The sequence below is a fragment of the Pseudorhodobacter ferrugineus DSM 5888 genome, from assembly GCF_000420745.1.
Classification (GTDB): domain Bacteria; phylum Pseudomonadota; class Alphaproteobacteria; order Rhodobacterales; family Rhodobacteraceae; genus Pseudorhodobacter; species Pseudorhodobacter ferrugineus.
The window spans coordinates 270,480-284,704 of record NZ_ATVN01000003.1; the positions used below are offsets into that span (position 1 = coordinate 270,480).

The window sequence follows — 14,225 nt, forward strand, 5'->3', positions numbered from 1 at the left end:
GGTAAGTGGCTGGGAAGGGTGGGTCAAGCGTTGAGTTTCAGGCGACTTTAGCCCGTGGGTTTGATCAGTTCGCGCAACAATTTGGCGCGCAGAGCGCGGGGTAATCGTCGACCCCGCGGGCGGTCATGACAAAGCCTTTTGGGGTGATAACCCAGTTTTTGTAGAAGTTTGTAGTGGGGGCGGAGGCGCCCATATCCTCGATCGCGATGGCGTTGATTTCGATGTTTTGGCTGACGGCAATGCTGCGGGCACGGGCGACTGTGTTGCCGGCATTTTCAGGGCCATCGCCAGAGATATCAATGACATGGCGCTTGCAATCGGGGACGTCTTTGAACTGTTCGATGGAAAAGGTCAGCGCCTCGCCGACCGCCGTGTCCGAGCCATGAAAGCTGCGGGGCAAGGCGCGGGCGCGATCTGCAAAGCGTGTGAGGGCTTGGGGGGACAGCATGCGTTGCCAAGGAAGCACGAGGGCCTGGCTGCCCAAGCCGGACCATTGGACCACGGCAAGGGCGACCTGGCCTTGCAGCAAGACATCGGCCACTTCGGGGTCGCGCAGGGCGTCATAAAGCCCGCCGATTTGCAGCGCATATTCGCCGCGGTCGATGGAGCCTGACACGTCGATGGCAAGGAGCAGTGCGGTTTCGCAGGCCGCTGCAGGGGTTGTGAGGGCAATTGTGAGGGCGAGGGTGCGCAGCATAGGGGCGAGCGTGGCGCGGAACGGGTGCAAAAACAAGCGGATTATTGGGAGAAAAGTGGAGGATTCTGTTGCCAGGCTCCTCCGGGCCCCGCCTTACGCTGCTAGGCGCAAGGGCTTAGTTTTCGATAGTTCCGGTCGCTTACGCGGCCATTGCCATCGGAGCACGGTTGTCATTTGCAACTGTACGTTTCGGACCGATAACGGTGGTACCTCACCGAGCAAAAGCTGGCCTCTTTAGACGTTCGTCGATCCTATTTCGACCCCTTACCCCCGAAATGAGCGGGTGGAATGGTGGAGTCGCCGGGTACCGCCCCCGGGTCCGAGCCGTGTATTACAGGTGCGTTTATCGCCATAGTCCGAGCAAGCCCGAACAAATTGAATATAGGGGCGGGGGCGGGCGTGTGCAAGGGGAGTGGTTCAGCGCAGGGTATAGGTCGCTGCGGGGCCGAGGCCGGGGTGGGCGGTGACGCGGTTTTGGGCTGCGAGATCAAGGAGATGGGCCAAAACGTTGCGGGCCGCGGCGGGGTGCAAGGCGGGGGGCGTGTCGGTGTAAAGCGTTGTGGTCAGGGCCGCGATTGTGGTGGGGCCGTGGGCGAGTTCGCGCAGAATTGCGGCTTCGCGCGCCTCGCGGTGCTGGATGAGAAAGGCGAGGCGGGTGGCGGGGTCGGTTATCGGCGCGCCGTGGCCGGAGTGGATGATGGACCAATCGCTTGCCGCGAGTTTGCGGGTGGAGGCCATGTAGGCGCCCATATCGCCATCGGGTGGCGACACCAGCGACGAGGCCCAGCCCATCACATGGTCGCCGGACAAGAGCACATCGCCGCCCGCCTCTTGAAGGGCAAAGCACAGATGATTGCTGAGGTGGCCCGGTGTGTGGATGGCTGTTAGCGACCAATCGCCATGGGCAAGGGTTTCGCCATCTGCGAGCCAAACGTCAGGGGTGAAATCTGCGTCAATCCCTTCGCCGCCTGCGATCAGCCCGGTGTCAGCCAGCGCCTGCATTTGCGGGCTGCGGCCTGCGGAGGTGGGACCGTAAGCATAGACCTGCACGCCCAAGGCCTGCGCCATCGGGGCGGCGAGGGGTGAGTGATCAATATGGCTGTGAGTCACAAGGATATGGCTGATCCGTTCGCCTTTATCGAGCGCCGCCAGAAGGGCATCGCCGTGGGCGGAAAGGTTGGGGCCCGGGTCGATCAGGGCCACATCGCCTGTACCGATCAGATAGCTGTTCGTGCCGTGAAGGGTCATTGGCGAGGGATTTGGCGCGAGGACGCGGCGGATGCCGGGGGACAGGCGGGCGCAAAGGCCGGGGGGGGGGGGCATGGTGGGTCCTTTGCATTGGTGGGGCGGGTCATTGGCGGGCTTTGGGCGGGGTGTTGCGGGCAAATCAATCTGGGGCTTTTGTAATCAATGCAGCAACGCTAGTCTGCAATCATGTTGAGCAAGTTAAAATACCTTATGCCGCGCAGCCTTTACGGGCGGGCGGCGCTTATTTTGATCGTGCCAGTGGTGACGATCCAGCTTGTGGTGTCGATCGCCTTTATCCAGCGGCATTTTGAACGCGTGACGCGGCAGATGACAACCAGCGTGGCGATTGAGATAAGTTATTTGACCTTGCAGATGGACAATGCGCCGAGCGTGGCCGAGGCACGCGCGCGGCTGGCGGAGATTGCGCCTGCGATGGGATTTGAAACCACCTTTCCCAGCGACAAGACCGAGGGCGAAGATGTGCGCAGCGCGTTTGACCTTGCCGGCAAAGAGGTGATTGCGACCTTGCGCGAGACGCTGCCAGAAGTGCGTCAAATTGAGCTGTTGAGCAATCCGCAGCGGGTTGAGATGTTGATCGACACCGCGCAAGGGCCGTTATGGCTGGTGGTCGATCGGGGGCGGGTGTCAGCATCAAACCCGCATCAGTTGCTGGTCTTGATGATTTTGACCTCGGTTTTGATGACGCTTATCGCCTACGGCTTTTTACGCAACCAGTTGCGGCCGATTACCAAGCTCGCCGATGCGGCGGCGGCCTTTGGCAAGGGTCAGCCTATTCGCTATCGCCCACGCGGAGCGCTGGAAGTGCGGGCGGCGGGTAAGGCGTTTTTGGACATGCGCGGCCGGATTGAGCGGCAGATTGAACAACGCACGATGATGTTGTCGGGGATCAGCCATGATTTGCGCACGCCCCTGACGCGGTTGCGGTTGGGCCTGTCACTGTTGCCCGAGGATGAAGAGACCGAGGCGCTGCTGGGCGATGTTGCGGATATGGAGCGGCTGATCGACGGGTTTTTGTCTTTTGCGCGTGGGGATGCTGTTGAAGAGGCAGAGCTGACCAACCCGCAGGAATTGATAAACCGCGTTGTGGGCAATGCGGTGCGCGCGGGACTGCCTGTGACGTTGGGGGCCACACTGGGGGCGGGTGAGGTGATGTTGCGGCCTGTATCGGTGACGCGGGCGGTTGAAAACCTGATCAGCAACGCTGTGCGGTTTGGAAGCATTGTGCGGGTTGGGTACGCATTGACGGGGCGGTCTTTGCGCATCAGCGTCGAAGATAACGGGTCGGGGATTGCCGAAAACCTGCGCGATGAGGCGATGCAGCCTTTTGCGCGGCTGGATGCGGCGCGCAACCCCAACAAAGGCGGCGGTGTGGGCCTTGGACTTGCGATTACCCAAGATATTGCGCGCAATCATGGCGGCAAATTGCTGTTGTCGCGCAGCGAGGATTTGGGCGGGTTGCGGGCGGATTTGGTCATTGCCTGTTAGGGCGTGCCCTGCGCGCGCGATTGCCGCTTATCGCTATTTCGACCGCCCGCCGACCATCACCCAATAGTGACGGTTCCCTGCCCCCAAGGCGAGGCCGAGGCCAAGGTCGGTGATGCCACGGTCCAGTATATTAGCCTTGTGGCCGGGCGAGGCAAACCACATGGGGCCGATCGCCGCGTTGGGGGTGATGTCACCCACATTTTCATTGATAACGCGAAAGCGGTAGCCTTGGGCCTTGACCCTTTGGGGCAGGGTCGAGCCGTTGCTGCCCTTGTGCGAGAGTTTACGCATTTGCGCCATATCGCAGGCATGGGCTGTGGCGGCCTGCGCCAGTTTTGGGTTCGGCGCCAATGCGGGCAGGCCTGCGGACTGGCGGTAGCCGTTGATTTGGGTCATGGTTTGGGCGATGCGCTGGTCAGTCCCTGCGGGTTTGGTGCAGGCGGCCCAAGCGGGCAGGGCGATGACGCATAGGGCAAAGCACAGCGAAATGAAGCGTTTCACGGTGGGGCATGGCCTTTCGGTTGCTAGGTTTTGGGGGTATTTTAGGGGCAATCTGGGGGTATGACCAAGCGTTTTCGGGGCAGCGTTGTTGGGATGGGGGTTTAAACGGCGGATTTGCGGGCTATTTCATACCTGGTTGGACAGGTCTTAAGGGTTTCCTAACCCTGATTTGCCAAGACAGAGGCAGAAAAGAGTGAGCCCAAGCGGCAAGACGTTTGGGCGGATTGGCGTTTGATTTGCCTGCGGCCCTTGCGGGGGGCGGCACGCACAACTAAGACTTAGGCAATCCTTTGGTGATTACGTTACTTTAGATAAACAGGCAGGCGCAGATGCAAGATCCGATTGACCACTATATGAACACCCTTGTTCCCATGGTTGTGGAACAAACAAGTCGCGGCGAACGCGCCTATGACATCTTTAGCCGGATGTTGAAGGAACGGATTATTTTCATGTCCGGCCCTGTGCATGACGGCATGTCGAGCCTGATCTGCGCGCAGCTTTTGTTTCTTGAGGCGGAGAATCCGTCCAAGGAAATTTCGATGTATATCAACAGCCCGGGCGGCGTTGTGACCAGCGGCTTGTCGATTTATGACACGATGCAATACATCAAACCCAAGGTTTCGACCTTGGTAATCGGTCAGGCGGCGTCGATGGGCAGCTTGCTGTTGACGGCGGGCGAAAAGGGTATGCGGTTTAGTTTGCCGAACTCTCGCGTCATGGTGCACCAGCCTTCGGGCGGGTATCAGGGGCAGGCGACGGACATTATGATTCATGCGCGCGAAACGGAAAAGTTGAAGCGCCGTTTGAACGAGATTTACGTGCGCCACACCGGAAATGACTATGAAACCGTCGAGGCGGCGCTGGAGCGTGACAACTTTATGTCGGCCGAAGATGCCAAGGCCTGGGGCCTGATCGACGAGATTTTGGAAAACCGTGGCAAGGCAGAGCCGGAAGCGAAGTAAAAGAACCGCCCCCTGACGAGGTTGTGTTGGGGGGCGATTTGACATTGTGAAGGTTGGGGGCTTGGCCTAGACTTGGGCCACCAGCTTTTAAGTTAAGCAATTTAGGCTATGCGGGGCAGAGGATCATAATGGCGACAAATTCGGGCAGCGACAGCAAAAACACCCTCTATTGTTCGTTCTGCGGCAAGAGCCAGCATGAGGTACGCAAGCTTATCGCGGGGCCGACTGTGTTTATCTGCGATGAATGCGTCGAGCTGTGCATGGACATTATCCGCGAGGAAACCAAATCCAGCGGACTTAAATCGACAGAAGGCGTGCCAACGCCGCGCGATATTGCCAAGGTGCTGGATGATTATGTCATCGGGCAAGAGCATGCAAAGCGGGTGTTGGCGGTGGCGGTGCATAACCATTACAAGCGCCTGAACCATTCGTCGAAATCGGATATCGAACTGGCGAAATCCAACATTTTGCTGATTGGGCCTACGGGCTGCGGCAAGACTTTGCTGGCGCAAACGCTGGCGCGGATTTTGGACGTGCCGTTCACAATGGCAGATGCAACCACGCTGACCGAAGCAGGTTACGTGGGCGAGGATGTGGAAAACATCATCCTGAAACTGCTGCAAGCGTCTGAATACAATGTGGAACGGGCGCAGCGCGGCATTGTTTACATAGACGAAGTCGATAAAATTACGCGCAAGTCGGACAATCCGTCGATAACCCGCGATGTTTCGGGCGAAGGCGTGCAGCAAGCGCTGTTGAAGATTATGGAAGGCACGGTTGCATCCGTTCCGCCGCAAGGGGGGCGCAAGCATCCGCAGCAGGAATTCCTGCAAGTGGACACGACGAACATTTTGTTCATCTGTGGCGGTGCTTTTGCAGGGCTGGAAAAGATCATTGCGCAGCGCAACAAGGGTTCGGGCATCGGCTTTGGCGCCGAGGTCAAAGACCCCGATGCGCGCGGCGTGGGCGAGATGTTCCAGGAATTGGAGCCGGAAGACTTGCTGAAATTCGGGCTTATCCCTGAATTTGTCGGGCGTTTGCCGGTTTTGGCCACGCTGACGGACTTGGATGAGGCTGCGCTGATCACGATTTTGACCGCACCGAAAAACGCTTTGGTTAAACAGTATCAGCGCTTGTTTGATATTGAGGGTACAACGCTGACCTTTACCACCGATGCGCTGACCGCGATTGCGAAACGCGCGATCAAGCGGAAGACCGGCGCGCGGGGCTTGCGGTCGATCATGGAAGACATCCTGCTGGATACCATGTTTGAACTGCCTGGCCTTGATGACGTGCAAGAGGTTGTGGTGAACGAAGAGGCGGTGAATTCGGGGGCCAAGCCGTTGCTGGTTCATACCGATCGCAAGAAGAAAGAGCCTGCAACAGCGGGTTGATGCACAGGGGCGGGCCGCATTGGCCCGCCCTTTGTTTTTGCCCCTTGGCTGCGCTGGATCGGGCTGGACGTTTGACGCCATTTACGCCATACCAGCCCGCGTAAGACCCCCTTTCGCGAATTGAGAACTGGAGCCCTGTGATGTATTTCCTTAAGCGCTTGTTGACGTGGTGGAACAGCCAAACGATCAGCACCCAGATTTTCACGTGGCGCAAAGGCATCAAGGTGGGTGAGGATGCGCAAGGTAACATCTATTACAAAACCGCCGATGCCAAACGCCGCTGGGTGATTTACAACGGAGAGATTGAGGCGACGCGGGTTGATGCAGATTGGCATGGCTGGCTGCATTTCACATGGGATGAAACACCAAGCGACAAGCCTTTGGTGCATAAAACATGGCAAAAACCGCATCAGGAAAACCTGACAGGCACCGATGCCGCCTATGCGCCGACGGGGTCCATCCGCCGCCCTGCGCCCGTTGCGCGCACGGATTACGAGGCATGGCAGCCCGAGTGATCGGGACGTCTGGAATGTGATCATGACCCGCAGCTTAGTGCTTTTCCTGTCGTTGCTATGCGCGACACCGTTGCAGGCCGAACCGGCTGTCAGCGCCCAAGGCGCGGTGGTGCGGTGGCTTGATAAAGTATCGGGCGCTACGGGTGATCTGGAGCTGTCACGCGGGCAATCGGCGCAGAACGGGCGGCTGACGATCCAGTTGGATGAATGCCGCTATCCCGAAGGGGACGCCCCGACCGAGGCCTATGCCCATCTGACCATTCTGGACAAGTTGATGGATAAACCCGCCTTTACCGGCTGGATGATTGCGAGCAGCCCCGCGCTGTCGGCGATGGACCATTCGCGCTATGACGTGTGGGTTTTGCGCTGTCTGACCAAATAAGGCGTTGGCGCGTAGTTCCGCGGATCAAAGCTGGCGGGCGTGGAAAGCGCCGTGTTTAGCCGTTTGTGGTAGGCATTGCGCGGGATTTCCACAGCGCCCAGTGAGGCGAGGTGTGGCGTGATGAACTGCGTGTCAAACAGGGTAAAGCCGCCCGCGCGCAGACGGTGCACTAACCAAGCCAGCGCCACTTTGGATGCATCGGTCCGGCGCGAAAACATGCTTTCGCCAAAAAACGCCGCGCCAAGCGTCACGCCGTAAACGCCACCGACCATTTCGCCCTCTTCCCAGACCTCTAGGCTATGGGCGTAGCCCATGTTGTGCAGCGCTTGGTAAAGGTCAAAAATTTCAGCATTGATCCAAGTTTCGGGGCGGTTGGCGCAGGCCGTGACGGTGGCGGCAAAATCGCTATTTGTTCGAATTGTATAATTCCACTGCGAAATTCGCTGCGAAAGACTGCGGGAAATGTGGAATTTGTCTAAGTCAAAGATGCCGCGATGTTGCGGGTCGACCCAATGCATGCCCTTGGAACCGGCACTTTCCGCCATGGGAAAGACGCCAGAGGCATAGGCCGAAAGAAGCAGTTCGGGGGTTATCTGATCAGGCATGAAAACAGGGGGGCAACGCTGCCCCCCGAAAGGTTAGTTTTTGCCAAACTTCGCATCCAGCCATTTTTCAAGCCAATGGATGTTATAGTCGCCGTTTTGCACATCGGGTTCGGCAAGCAGCGCGTGGAAGAGCGGCACGGTCGTATCAATCCCGTCGATGATCAATTCACCCAAAGCGCGGTGCAAACGGGCCAATGCCTCGGGGCGGTCGCGGCCATGCACAATCAGCTTGCCGATCAAGCTGTCATAATAGGGGGGGATCGAATAGCCGCCATAAAGGGCGCTGTCCATCCGCACACCCAAACCGCCAGGCGCGTGGAACGTACGCACCTTGCCGGGGCAAGGCGAAAAGTTGGGCAGTTTTTCCGCGTTGATCCGGACCTCGATGGCGTGGCCGTTGATTTCCAGCTCGTCTTGAGTAAAGGACATGCCAAGGCCTGCCGCGACACGGATTTGTTCGCGTACCAGATCGACACCGAAAATCGCTTCGGTTACGGGGTGTTCGACCTGAAGGCGGGTGTTCATTTCGATGAAGAAAAATTCGCCGTCTTCATAGAGGAATTCGACCGTGCCTGCGCCGATATAGTTGATCTTGGCCACAGCCTCGGCGCAGATTTTGCCGATTTTCGCCCGCAGTTCGGGGGTGATGGCGGGGCCGGGGGCCTCTTCAAACACTTTTTGGTGGCGGCGCTGAAGCGAGCAATCGCGTTCGCCCAAATGCACCGCATTGCCTTTGCCATCGCCGAACACCTGAATTTCGATGTGGCGGGGCTTTTGCAGGTACTTTTCAATATACACTTCGTCATTTCCAAACGCGGCCTTGGATTCGGACCGTGCGGTGCGAAACGCCACTTCAAGATCTTTGGCGTTCTTGGCGACCTTCATGCCGCGCCCGCCGCCGCCTGCTGTCGCCTTGATGATGACCGGAAAGCCGATGCTTTCCGCGGCAATGATAGCGTCTTCATAGGTGGCCACGCCGCCTTCAGACCCCGGAACAACCGGAATACCAAGGGCTTTGGCAGTTTCCTTGGCGGTGATTTTATCGCCCATAATGCGGATATGTTCCGCCGAGGGGCCGATGAACGTGATGTCGTGATCCTCAAGCGCTTGGGCAAAGGCCTCATTTTCCGACAGAAAACCGTAGCCGGGGTGGACCGCTTGGGCGCCGGTGATTTCGCAGGCCGAAATGATCGCCGCCTTGTTCAGATAGCTGTCGGTGGACGATGCAGGGCCGATGCAAATCGACTCGTCCGCCATGCGTACATGCATTGCGTCGCTATCGGCGGTGGAATGCACCGCGACCGAGGCGATCCCCATTTCACGGCAAGCGCGAATGACGCGCAGGGCAATTTCGCCCCGATTTGCGATTAGGATCTTTGTAAACATTACCTGCCCCTTATTCGATGATCATCAAAGGCGCGCCGTATTCGACGGCACTTCCATCCTCGAACAAGATGCGCTTGATGGTGCCCGCGCGGGTGGCAGGGATGTGGTTCATGGTTTTCATCGCTTCGATGATCATCACGGTATCGCCTTCGGCCACCTTGTCACCAATGACAACAAATGGTTTTGCGCCCGGTTCAGCCGCCATATAGGCGGTGCCAACCATGGGTGAGGTCAACGCCCCCGGGTGCTGAGCCGGATCTTCGTTCACGAGGGCGGCCGCGGCGGGGGCTGCGGTTGGGGCCATCATTTGAACGGGGGCGGCCTGTGTCATGGTGACAACATTCGCTTGTTTTACGACACGGACATCAAGGCTGTCATCCTCGGCATAGTCGCGTTTGACCGACAGTTCGGTCAGGTCATTGGTGTTCAGAATTTCGGCCAGCGCTTTGATAAAGGCGACGTCGGCGTCTGTTGATTGTTTGCTCATTACCGTCCTCGATTGGCGTATATTGGGGTGTTTTCGGCAGGTATCCTGTGCCTGCCCCCGACTAATGTGAAGGGGTTATACGCTAGGGAAGCTTTGGTGAAAAGCACGAGTTGCACAAGGGATGTGCGGGGCAGCGTGCCGGGGGCAGGGTTTGGGGAAAAATTGCGTGGTTCAAAATTTACCATTTGATAAAATAATTGACCTGTGGCAGCCTTCTGAAAACCATACACAGCCGGAGGATTACCCCTTGTCCAATACCCCGCTGACGCCCGGAATTGTTTCGGGTCGCCTTGTGCCTGAGGCCTATGCCCATAATTTTGACGACCTAGAGCCGGTTCTGGACGGGCATGAGGCGCATGTGGCGGCGGATCGGTGCTATTTTTGCCATGATGCGCCGTGCATTACGGCCTGTCCAACCAGCATCGATATTCCGCTGTTCATTCGCCAGATCGCCACGGGTACGCCCGAGGCTGCGGCGAAAACCATTTGGGATCAGAACATTCTGGGCGGCATGTGCGCGCGGGTGTGCCCAACCGAGGAGCTGTGCGAAGAGGCCTGCGTGCGTGAGGCGGCCGAAGGCAAGCCGGTGGAGATTGGGCGGCTGCAACGCTTTGCGACCGACCGCGTGATGGACAAGGGAGTACATCCTTTCACCCGCGCGCCCGCAACGGGCAAACGCGTGGCGGTTGTTGGGGCGGGGCCTGCGGGGTTGGCCTGTGCGCACCGTTTGGCGATGCACGGGCATGATGTGGTGGTGATGGACCGCCGCGCCAAACCGGGCGGGCTGAACGAATACGGGATTGCGAGCTATAAGGCGCCGCATGGTTTCGCGCAAAGGGAAGTGGAGTGGTTGCTGCAAATCGGCGGGATCACGGTGCAAACGGGTGTGGAGCTGGGCCGCGATGTGACGCTTGATGCCTTGCGTGCCGACTATGATGCGGTGTTTTTGGGTATCGGTTTGGGCGGTGTGAATGCCTTGCGCGCGGCGGGTGAAGATTTGAGCAATGTGCGCGATGCTGTCGATTTCATTGAGGAATTACGTCAGCAACCGGACAAGTCCAAGCTGGGCATTGGCCGCGATGTGGTGGTGATTGGTGGTGGGATGACGGCGGTGGATGCGGCAGTGCAATCGCGGTTGCTGGGTGCGCAGAACGTGACCATCGTTTATCGGCGCGGACAGGAAAAGATGAGTGCCAGCGCGCATGAGCAAACCCACGCGCAGCAGGTCGGCGTGCGAATTATTTGCAATGCGGCGCCGGTTGAGGTGATCGGTGCGGGCGGCGCGGTCAGCGCTGTTGAATTTGCCTATACTGAGGATGGGCCAGAGGGTTTGAAACTGCTGGCTGATATCTTCACGCTTAAGGCCGATCAGGTGTTCAAGGCGATCGGGCAGACTTTGGTTGCACCGGATGGTTTGAGCGGCGCAAAGCTGGACGCCACGCCGCTGGCGCGGGTTTGGACGGGGGGCGATTGTGCGATGGGCGGTGAGGATTTGACAGTTACGGCAGTGGCCGAAGGGCGCGATGCGGCCGAGGCTATTCATGCAAATTTGATGGGGGCGGTGGGTTAGCACCCACCCTACGGAGATATTCACATGGCAGATCTGACAACGAATTTCATCGGTATCAAATCCCCCAACCCGTTCTGGCTGGCCAGCGCGCCGCCGACGGATAAGGAATATAATGTGCGCCGCGCTTTTGAGGCTGGCTGGGGCGGGGTGGTTTGGAAAACGCTCGGGTCCGAAGGGCCGCCGGTGGTGAATGTGAACGGCCCGCGCTATGGCGCGATTTGGGGGGCGGACCGGCGTTTGCTGGGGCTGAACAATATCGAGCTGATCACCGATCGCCCGCTGGAGGTGAACCTGCGTGAGATCAAATCGGTCAAGCGCGACTGGAAAGACCGCGCGATGATTATCTCGCTGATGGTGCCCTGTGACGAGGAGTCTTGGAAGGACATCCTGAAGCGGATCGAGGATACCGAGGCCGATGGTGTCGAGCTGAACTTTGGCTGCCCGCACGGGATGGCTGAACGCGGAATGGGCAGCGCCGTGGGGCAGGTACCGGAATATATTGAAATGGTGACGCGCTGGGTGAAACAGCATTCCCGCATGCCATGTATCGTGAAACTGACGCCGAATATTTCGGATATCCGCAAACCTGCCGAGGCAGCAAAACGCGGTGGGGCGGATGCGGTATCTTTGATAAATACGATCAATTCGATCACGTCGGTGAATTTGGACAGTTTCAGCCCTGAGCCGATGATTGACGGCAAAGGCACGCATGGGGGCTATTGCGGGCCTGCGGTAAAACCGATTGCGCTGAACATGGTGGCCGAGATTGCGCGGTCTGAGGCGACGCGGGGCCTGCCGATTTCAGGGATCGGCGGCGTGACCACATGGCGCGATGCGGCGGAGTTTATGGCGCTGGGGGCGGGGAACGTGCAGGTTTGTACGGCGGCGATGACATATGGGTTCAAAATTGTGGAGGAAATGATTTCCGGCCTGTCGCAATATATGGACGAAAAGGGCATGACATCGACCGCTGATCTGGTGGGCCGCGCGGTGCCGAATGTGACGGATTGGCAGTTTTTGAACCTGAATTATGTGACCAAAGCGCGGATCGACCAAGATGCCTGCATTGGGTGCGGGCGCTGTTTTGCTGCCTGCGAGGATACCAGCCATCAGGCGATTTCGATGTCTGAGGACCGTGTGTTCGAGGTGATGGACGACGAATGTGTCGCCTGTAATCTGTGCGTCAATGTTTGCCCTGTCGAAGATTGCATCACGATGGTGGAACTGCCCAAAGGCGCAGTGGATGAGCGTACGGGCAAGAAAGTGGCGGATTTTGCCAACTGGACCACGCATCCGAACAACCCCAGTGTGACGGCGGCGGAATAATTCGGTCAGGCGAGTTTAATCTGGTGGTGGGTCGATACTGGCGAGCGCCGAGGTATAGCCCGCCATTGCCTGCTGGGCCTGTGCCGCGATTTGGGTGGCAAGGCTGAGCGCTGCTGCCGATGCTGGTGGGTTGGCCAAGAGTGCGCGGATGATCGCGGTTCTTTCGCGCGGTTCAAACGCGGTGCGGGCGGCGACGCGCGCCTCATCCACGCTGAGGGGTGCGGGCAAAACGGTTTGTTCTGCCGTTGACGCCACGGGTTTTTGAATTTCAACAGCCGTCGGTGTGGGTACCGCGACACGTGGTGACACTGGAAAGTCCATCTGCGTTATCCGTTTCCGGTGAGGCCCCCGCCTTGGGCTACGTTACCAAATTTGCGCAGGGATTTCTTGGGCAAAATGCCAAGGGTTTATCTCAATTTCAAACGGTCAAAAGCCGCGTGAACAGGATTTCCAAAAACGCCTCTGCCTCGGCAAAGGGGTCGTGGTCGGGGCCAAGCACGGCGCGGACCTGCACGTCAAAATCGGCGTAATGTTGGGTCAGCGCCCAGATCGAGAAAATCAGGTGGACGGGGGGCAGGGGGGCAATCTTGCCCTGATCCATCCACGCCTTCAAAACAACGGTTTTTTCATCGACCAGCGTTTTCAAATCGCCTTCGATGGCTGCGCGCAGGTGGGGCGCACCTTGCAGGATTTCATTGGCAAACAGACGACTTTCACGCGGAAAATCGCGGCTGGTTTCCAGCTTTTTGCGCAAGTAAGTCATGATTTCGGTCACAGGATCGCCGCTTGGGTTCATCGCGCGCAAGGGGTCCAGCCAAGTGACCAAAAGCTGGTTCAACAGGGCGAGGTGGATCGCTTCTTTTGACGGGAAATAATAGAGGAGATTAGGTTTCGAGAGGCCCGCCACTTCGGCAATCTGATCGAGAGTCGCGCCGCGAAAGCCGTGCGAAGAAAAGACGTCAAGGGCTGCGTCGAGGATGGTTTCAGAGTTTTTGACCTGAATTCGGGTGCGGGTGTGGGTCATAAACTGTCCTGTTAGGGGTCGGAGACGAACCCCGCGAAAGGTAATATTAGCCTGCCAGAGGATGCGGGTCAAACCCGCTGTGTCCGCGTGCGGTCAAAGTTGTAAAATATTGTAAAATATACATAATAACATTTTTGTTAACCTGATCTTAACGCCGGCCGAGCCTGTATGGGCGATTGATTGCGTGGACGGGCCGCATCGAAATGTCTGCCCTTTGCGCAATTGCAGCAACGCCAAATTTGGCCCCAATTGCGTCACATCTCATTCGAACTTTGCGACTAGGCTCAGGACCCATAAAATGCCTTGCTGCTGATTTGCGGTTATGATTCACGGACCCCAATGATTTGGGGGTATGATGAGTAATCTTTACTGGCTAACTGACGAACAGATGTTGCGACTGCGGCCCTACTTTCCAAGGAGCCGAGGTAAGCCACGTGTCGACGATAAACGTGTTTTGAGCGGTATTATCTTCATTAACCGCAATAGCTTACGCTGGTGTGATGCACCTGCTGACTATGGCCCTTCCAAGACGTTGTACAATCGCTGGAAGCGCTGGAGCAATATGGGCGTTTTCGCTCGTATTATGACCGGGCTGGCTGCGCAGACCCCAGATAATAAAACA

The 14,225-nt window shown here is 58.0% G+C and carries 15 protein-coding genes, 1 other RNA gene and 1 pseudogene; 8 read left to right on the top strand and 9 right to left on the bottom strand.

The window, feature by feature from the left end:
• Positions 1–47: 47 nt before the first annotated feature.
• The 3 genes and pseudogenes from G560_RS19910 to G560_RS0104610 form a co-directional block, all read right to left on the bottom strand.
• A pseudogene (locus tag G560_RS19910) lies at positions 48–697 on the bottom strand (DUF1194 domain-containing protein).
• A 54-nt stretch (positions 698–751) separates the two neighbouring features.
• Positions 752–1,108, bottom strand: a transfer-messenger RNA (tmRNA) gene (ssrA, locus tag G560_RS20560).
• A gap of 6 nt (positions 1,109–1,114) precedes the next feature.
• Positions 1,115–2,020, bottom strand: a complete 906-nt coding sequence (locus G560_RS0104610; protein ID WP_022703136.1) for an MBL fold metallo-hydrolase — start codon at positions 2,018–2,020, stop codon at positions 1,115–1,117.
• Positions 2,021–2,131: 111 nt separating this feature from the next.
• On the opposite strand from G560_RS0104610, the gene G560_RS0104615 reads away from it, so the two are divergent.
• On the top strand, positions 2,132–3,451 hold the full coding sequence (locus tag G560_RS0104615; RefSeq protein ID WP_028913730.1) for an ATP-binding protein: 1,320 nt from the start codon (positions 2,132–2,134) through the stop codon (positions 3,449–3,451).
• 33 nt (positions 3,452–3,484) lie between these two features.
• On the opposite strand, the gene G560_RS0104620 is transcribed toward G560_RS0104615, so the two are convergent.
• Positions 3,485–3,952 carry a CAP domain-containing protein gene (locus G560_RS0104620; RefSeq protein WP_022703138.1) on the bottom strand — a complete coding sequence of 156 codons (468 nt, stop codon included), beginning with the start codon at positions 3,950–3,952 and terminating at the stop codon, positions 3,485–3,487.
• Positions 3,953–4,281: 329 nt separating this feature from the next.
• Between G560_RS0104620 and G560_RS0104630 the strand changes: the two genes are divergently transcribed.
• The 4 genes from G560_RS0104630 to G560_RS0104645 all read left to right on the top strand — a co-directional run bounded on the left by G560_RS0104630 (position 4,282) and on the right by G560_RS0104645 (position 7,205).
• On the top strand, positions 4,282–4,914 hold the full coding sequence (locus G560_RS0104630; protein ID WP_022703140.1) for an ATP-dependent Clp protease proteolytic subunit: 633 nt from the start codon (positions 4,282–4,284) through the stop codon (positions 4,912–4,914).
• Positions 4,915–5,042: 128 nt separating this feature from the next.
• Positions 5,043–6,308 (top strand): ATP-dependent Clp protease ATP-binding subunit ClpX, encoded by a 1,266-nt coding sequence (gene clpX / locus G560_RS0104635; RefSeq protein WP_022703141.1) that lies wholly within the window; start codon positions 5,043–5,045, stop codon positions 6,306–6,308.
• Between the two features lie 140 nt (positions 6,309–6,448).
• A complete protein-coding gene (locus G560_RS0104640) occupies positions 6,449–6,823 on the top strand; it encodes an NADH:ubiquinone oxidoreductase subunit NDUFA12 (RefSeq protein WP_022703142.1) in 375 nt (124 codons plus the stop codon).
• A gap of 22 nt (positions 6,824–6,845) precedes the next feature.
• On the top strand, positions 6,846–7,205 hold the full coding sequence (locus tag G560_RS0104645; RefSeq protein WP_028913732.1) for a DUF2155 domain-containing protein: 360 nt from the start codon (positions 6,846–6,848) through the stop codon (positions 7,203–7,205).
• Here the strand turns inward: G560_RS0104645 and aat are convergent.
• The 3 genes from aat to accB are packed head-to-tail and all read right to left on the bottom strand — an operon-like array spanning position 7,169 to position 9,683.
• Entirely contained in the window at positions 7,169–7,810 is a 642-nt protein-coding gene (gene aat / locus G560_RS0104650) for a leucyl/phenylalanyl-tRNA--protein transferase (RefSeq protein ID WP_022703143.1), read from the bottom strand. The genes G560_RS0104645 and aat overlap by 37 nt on opposite strands.
• A 33-nt stretch (positions 7,811–7,843) precedes the next feature.
• The gene (gene accC / locus G560_RS0104655; RefSeq protein ID WP_022703144.1) at positions 7,844–9,196 is read right to left on the bottom strand and encodes an acetyl-CoA carboxylase biotin carboxylase subunit; all 1,353 of its coding nucleotides are present in this window, start codon (positions 9,194–9,196) and stop codon (positions 7,844–7,846) included.
• Between the two features lie 10 nt (positions 9,197–9,206).
• Positions 9,207–9,683 carry an acetyl-CoA carboxylase biotin carboxyl carrier protein gene (gene accB / locus G560_RS0104660; protein WP_022703145.1) on the bottom strand — a complete coding sequence of 159 codons (477 nt, stop codon included), beginning with the start codon at positions 9,681–9,683 and terminating at the stop codon, positions 9,207–9,209.
• A gap of 247 nt (positions 9,684–9,930) precedes the next feature.
• On the opposite strand from accB, the gene G560_RS0104665 reads away from it, so the two are divergent.
• Together G560_RS0104665 and preA are read left to right on the top strand one after the other, a co-directional pair.
• Positions 9,931–11,253: an NAD(P)-dependent oxidoreductase gene (locus G560_RS0104665; RefSeq protein ID WP_028913733.1), complete on the top strand. Its 1,323-nt coding sequence runs from the start codon at positions 9,931–9,933 to the stop codon at positions 11,251–11,253.
• A 24-nt stretch (positions 11,254–11,277) separates the two neighbouring features.
• On the top strand, positions 11,278–12,579 hold the full coding sequence (gene preA / locus G560_RS0104670) for an NAD-dependent dihydropyrimidine dehydrogenase subunit PreA (protein WP_022703147.1): 1,302 nt from the start codon (positions 11,278–11,280) through the stop codon (positions 12,577–12,579).
• 15 nt (positions 12,580–12,594) lie between these two features.
• On the opposite strand, the gene G560_RS0104675 is transcribed toward preA, so the two are convergent.
• Entirely contained in the window at positions 12,595–12,888 is a 294-nt protein-coding gene (locus G560_RS0104675; RefSeq protein WP_155947144.1) for a hypothetical protein, read from the bottom strand.
• A gap of 109 nt (positions 12,889–12,997) precedes the next feature.
• Positions 12,998–13,603: a TetR family transcriptional regulator C-terminal domain-containing protein gene (locus tag G560_RS0104680; protein WP_022703149.1), complete on the bottom strand. Its 606-nt coding sequence runs from the start codon at positions 13,601–13,603 to the stop codon at positions 12,998–13,000.
• A gap of 355 nt (positions 13,604–13,958) precedes the next feature.
• Here G560_RS0104680 and G560_RS20565 point away from each other — a divergent pair.
• Positions 13,959–14,225: transposase (locus tag G560_RS20565; RefSeq protein ID WP_155947154.1), on the top strand; the 267-nt coding region annotated here is incomplete at its 3' end.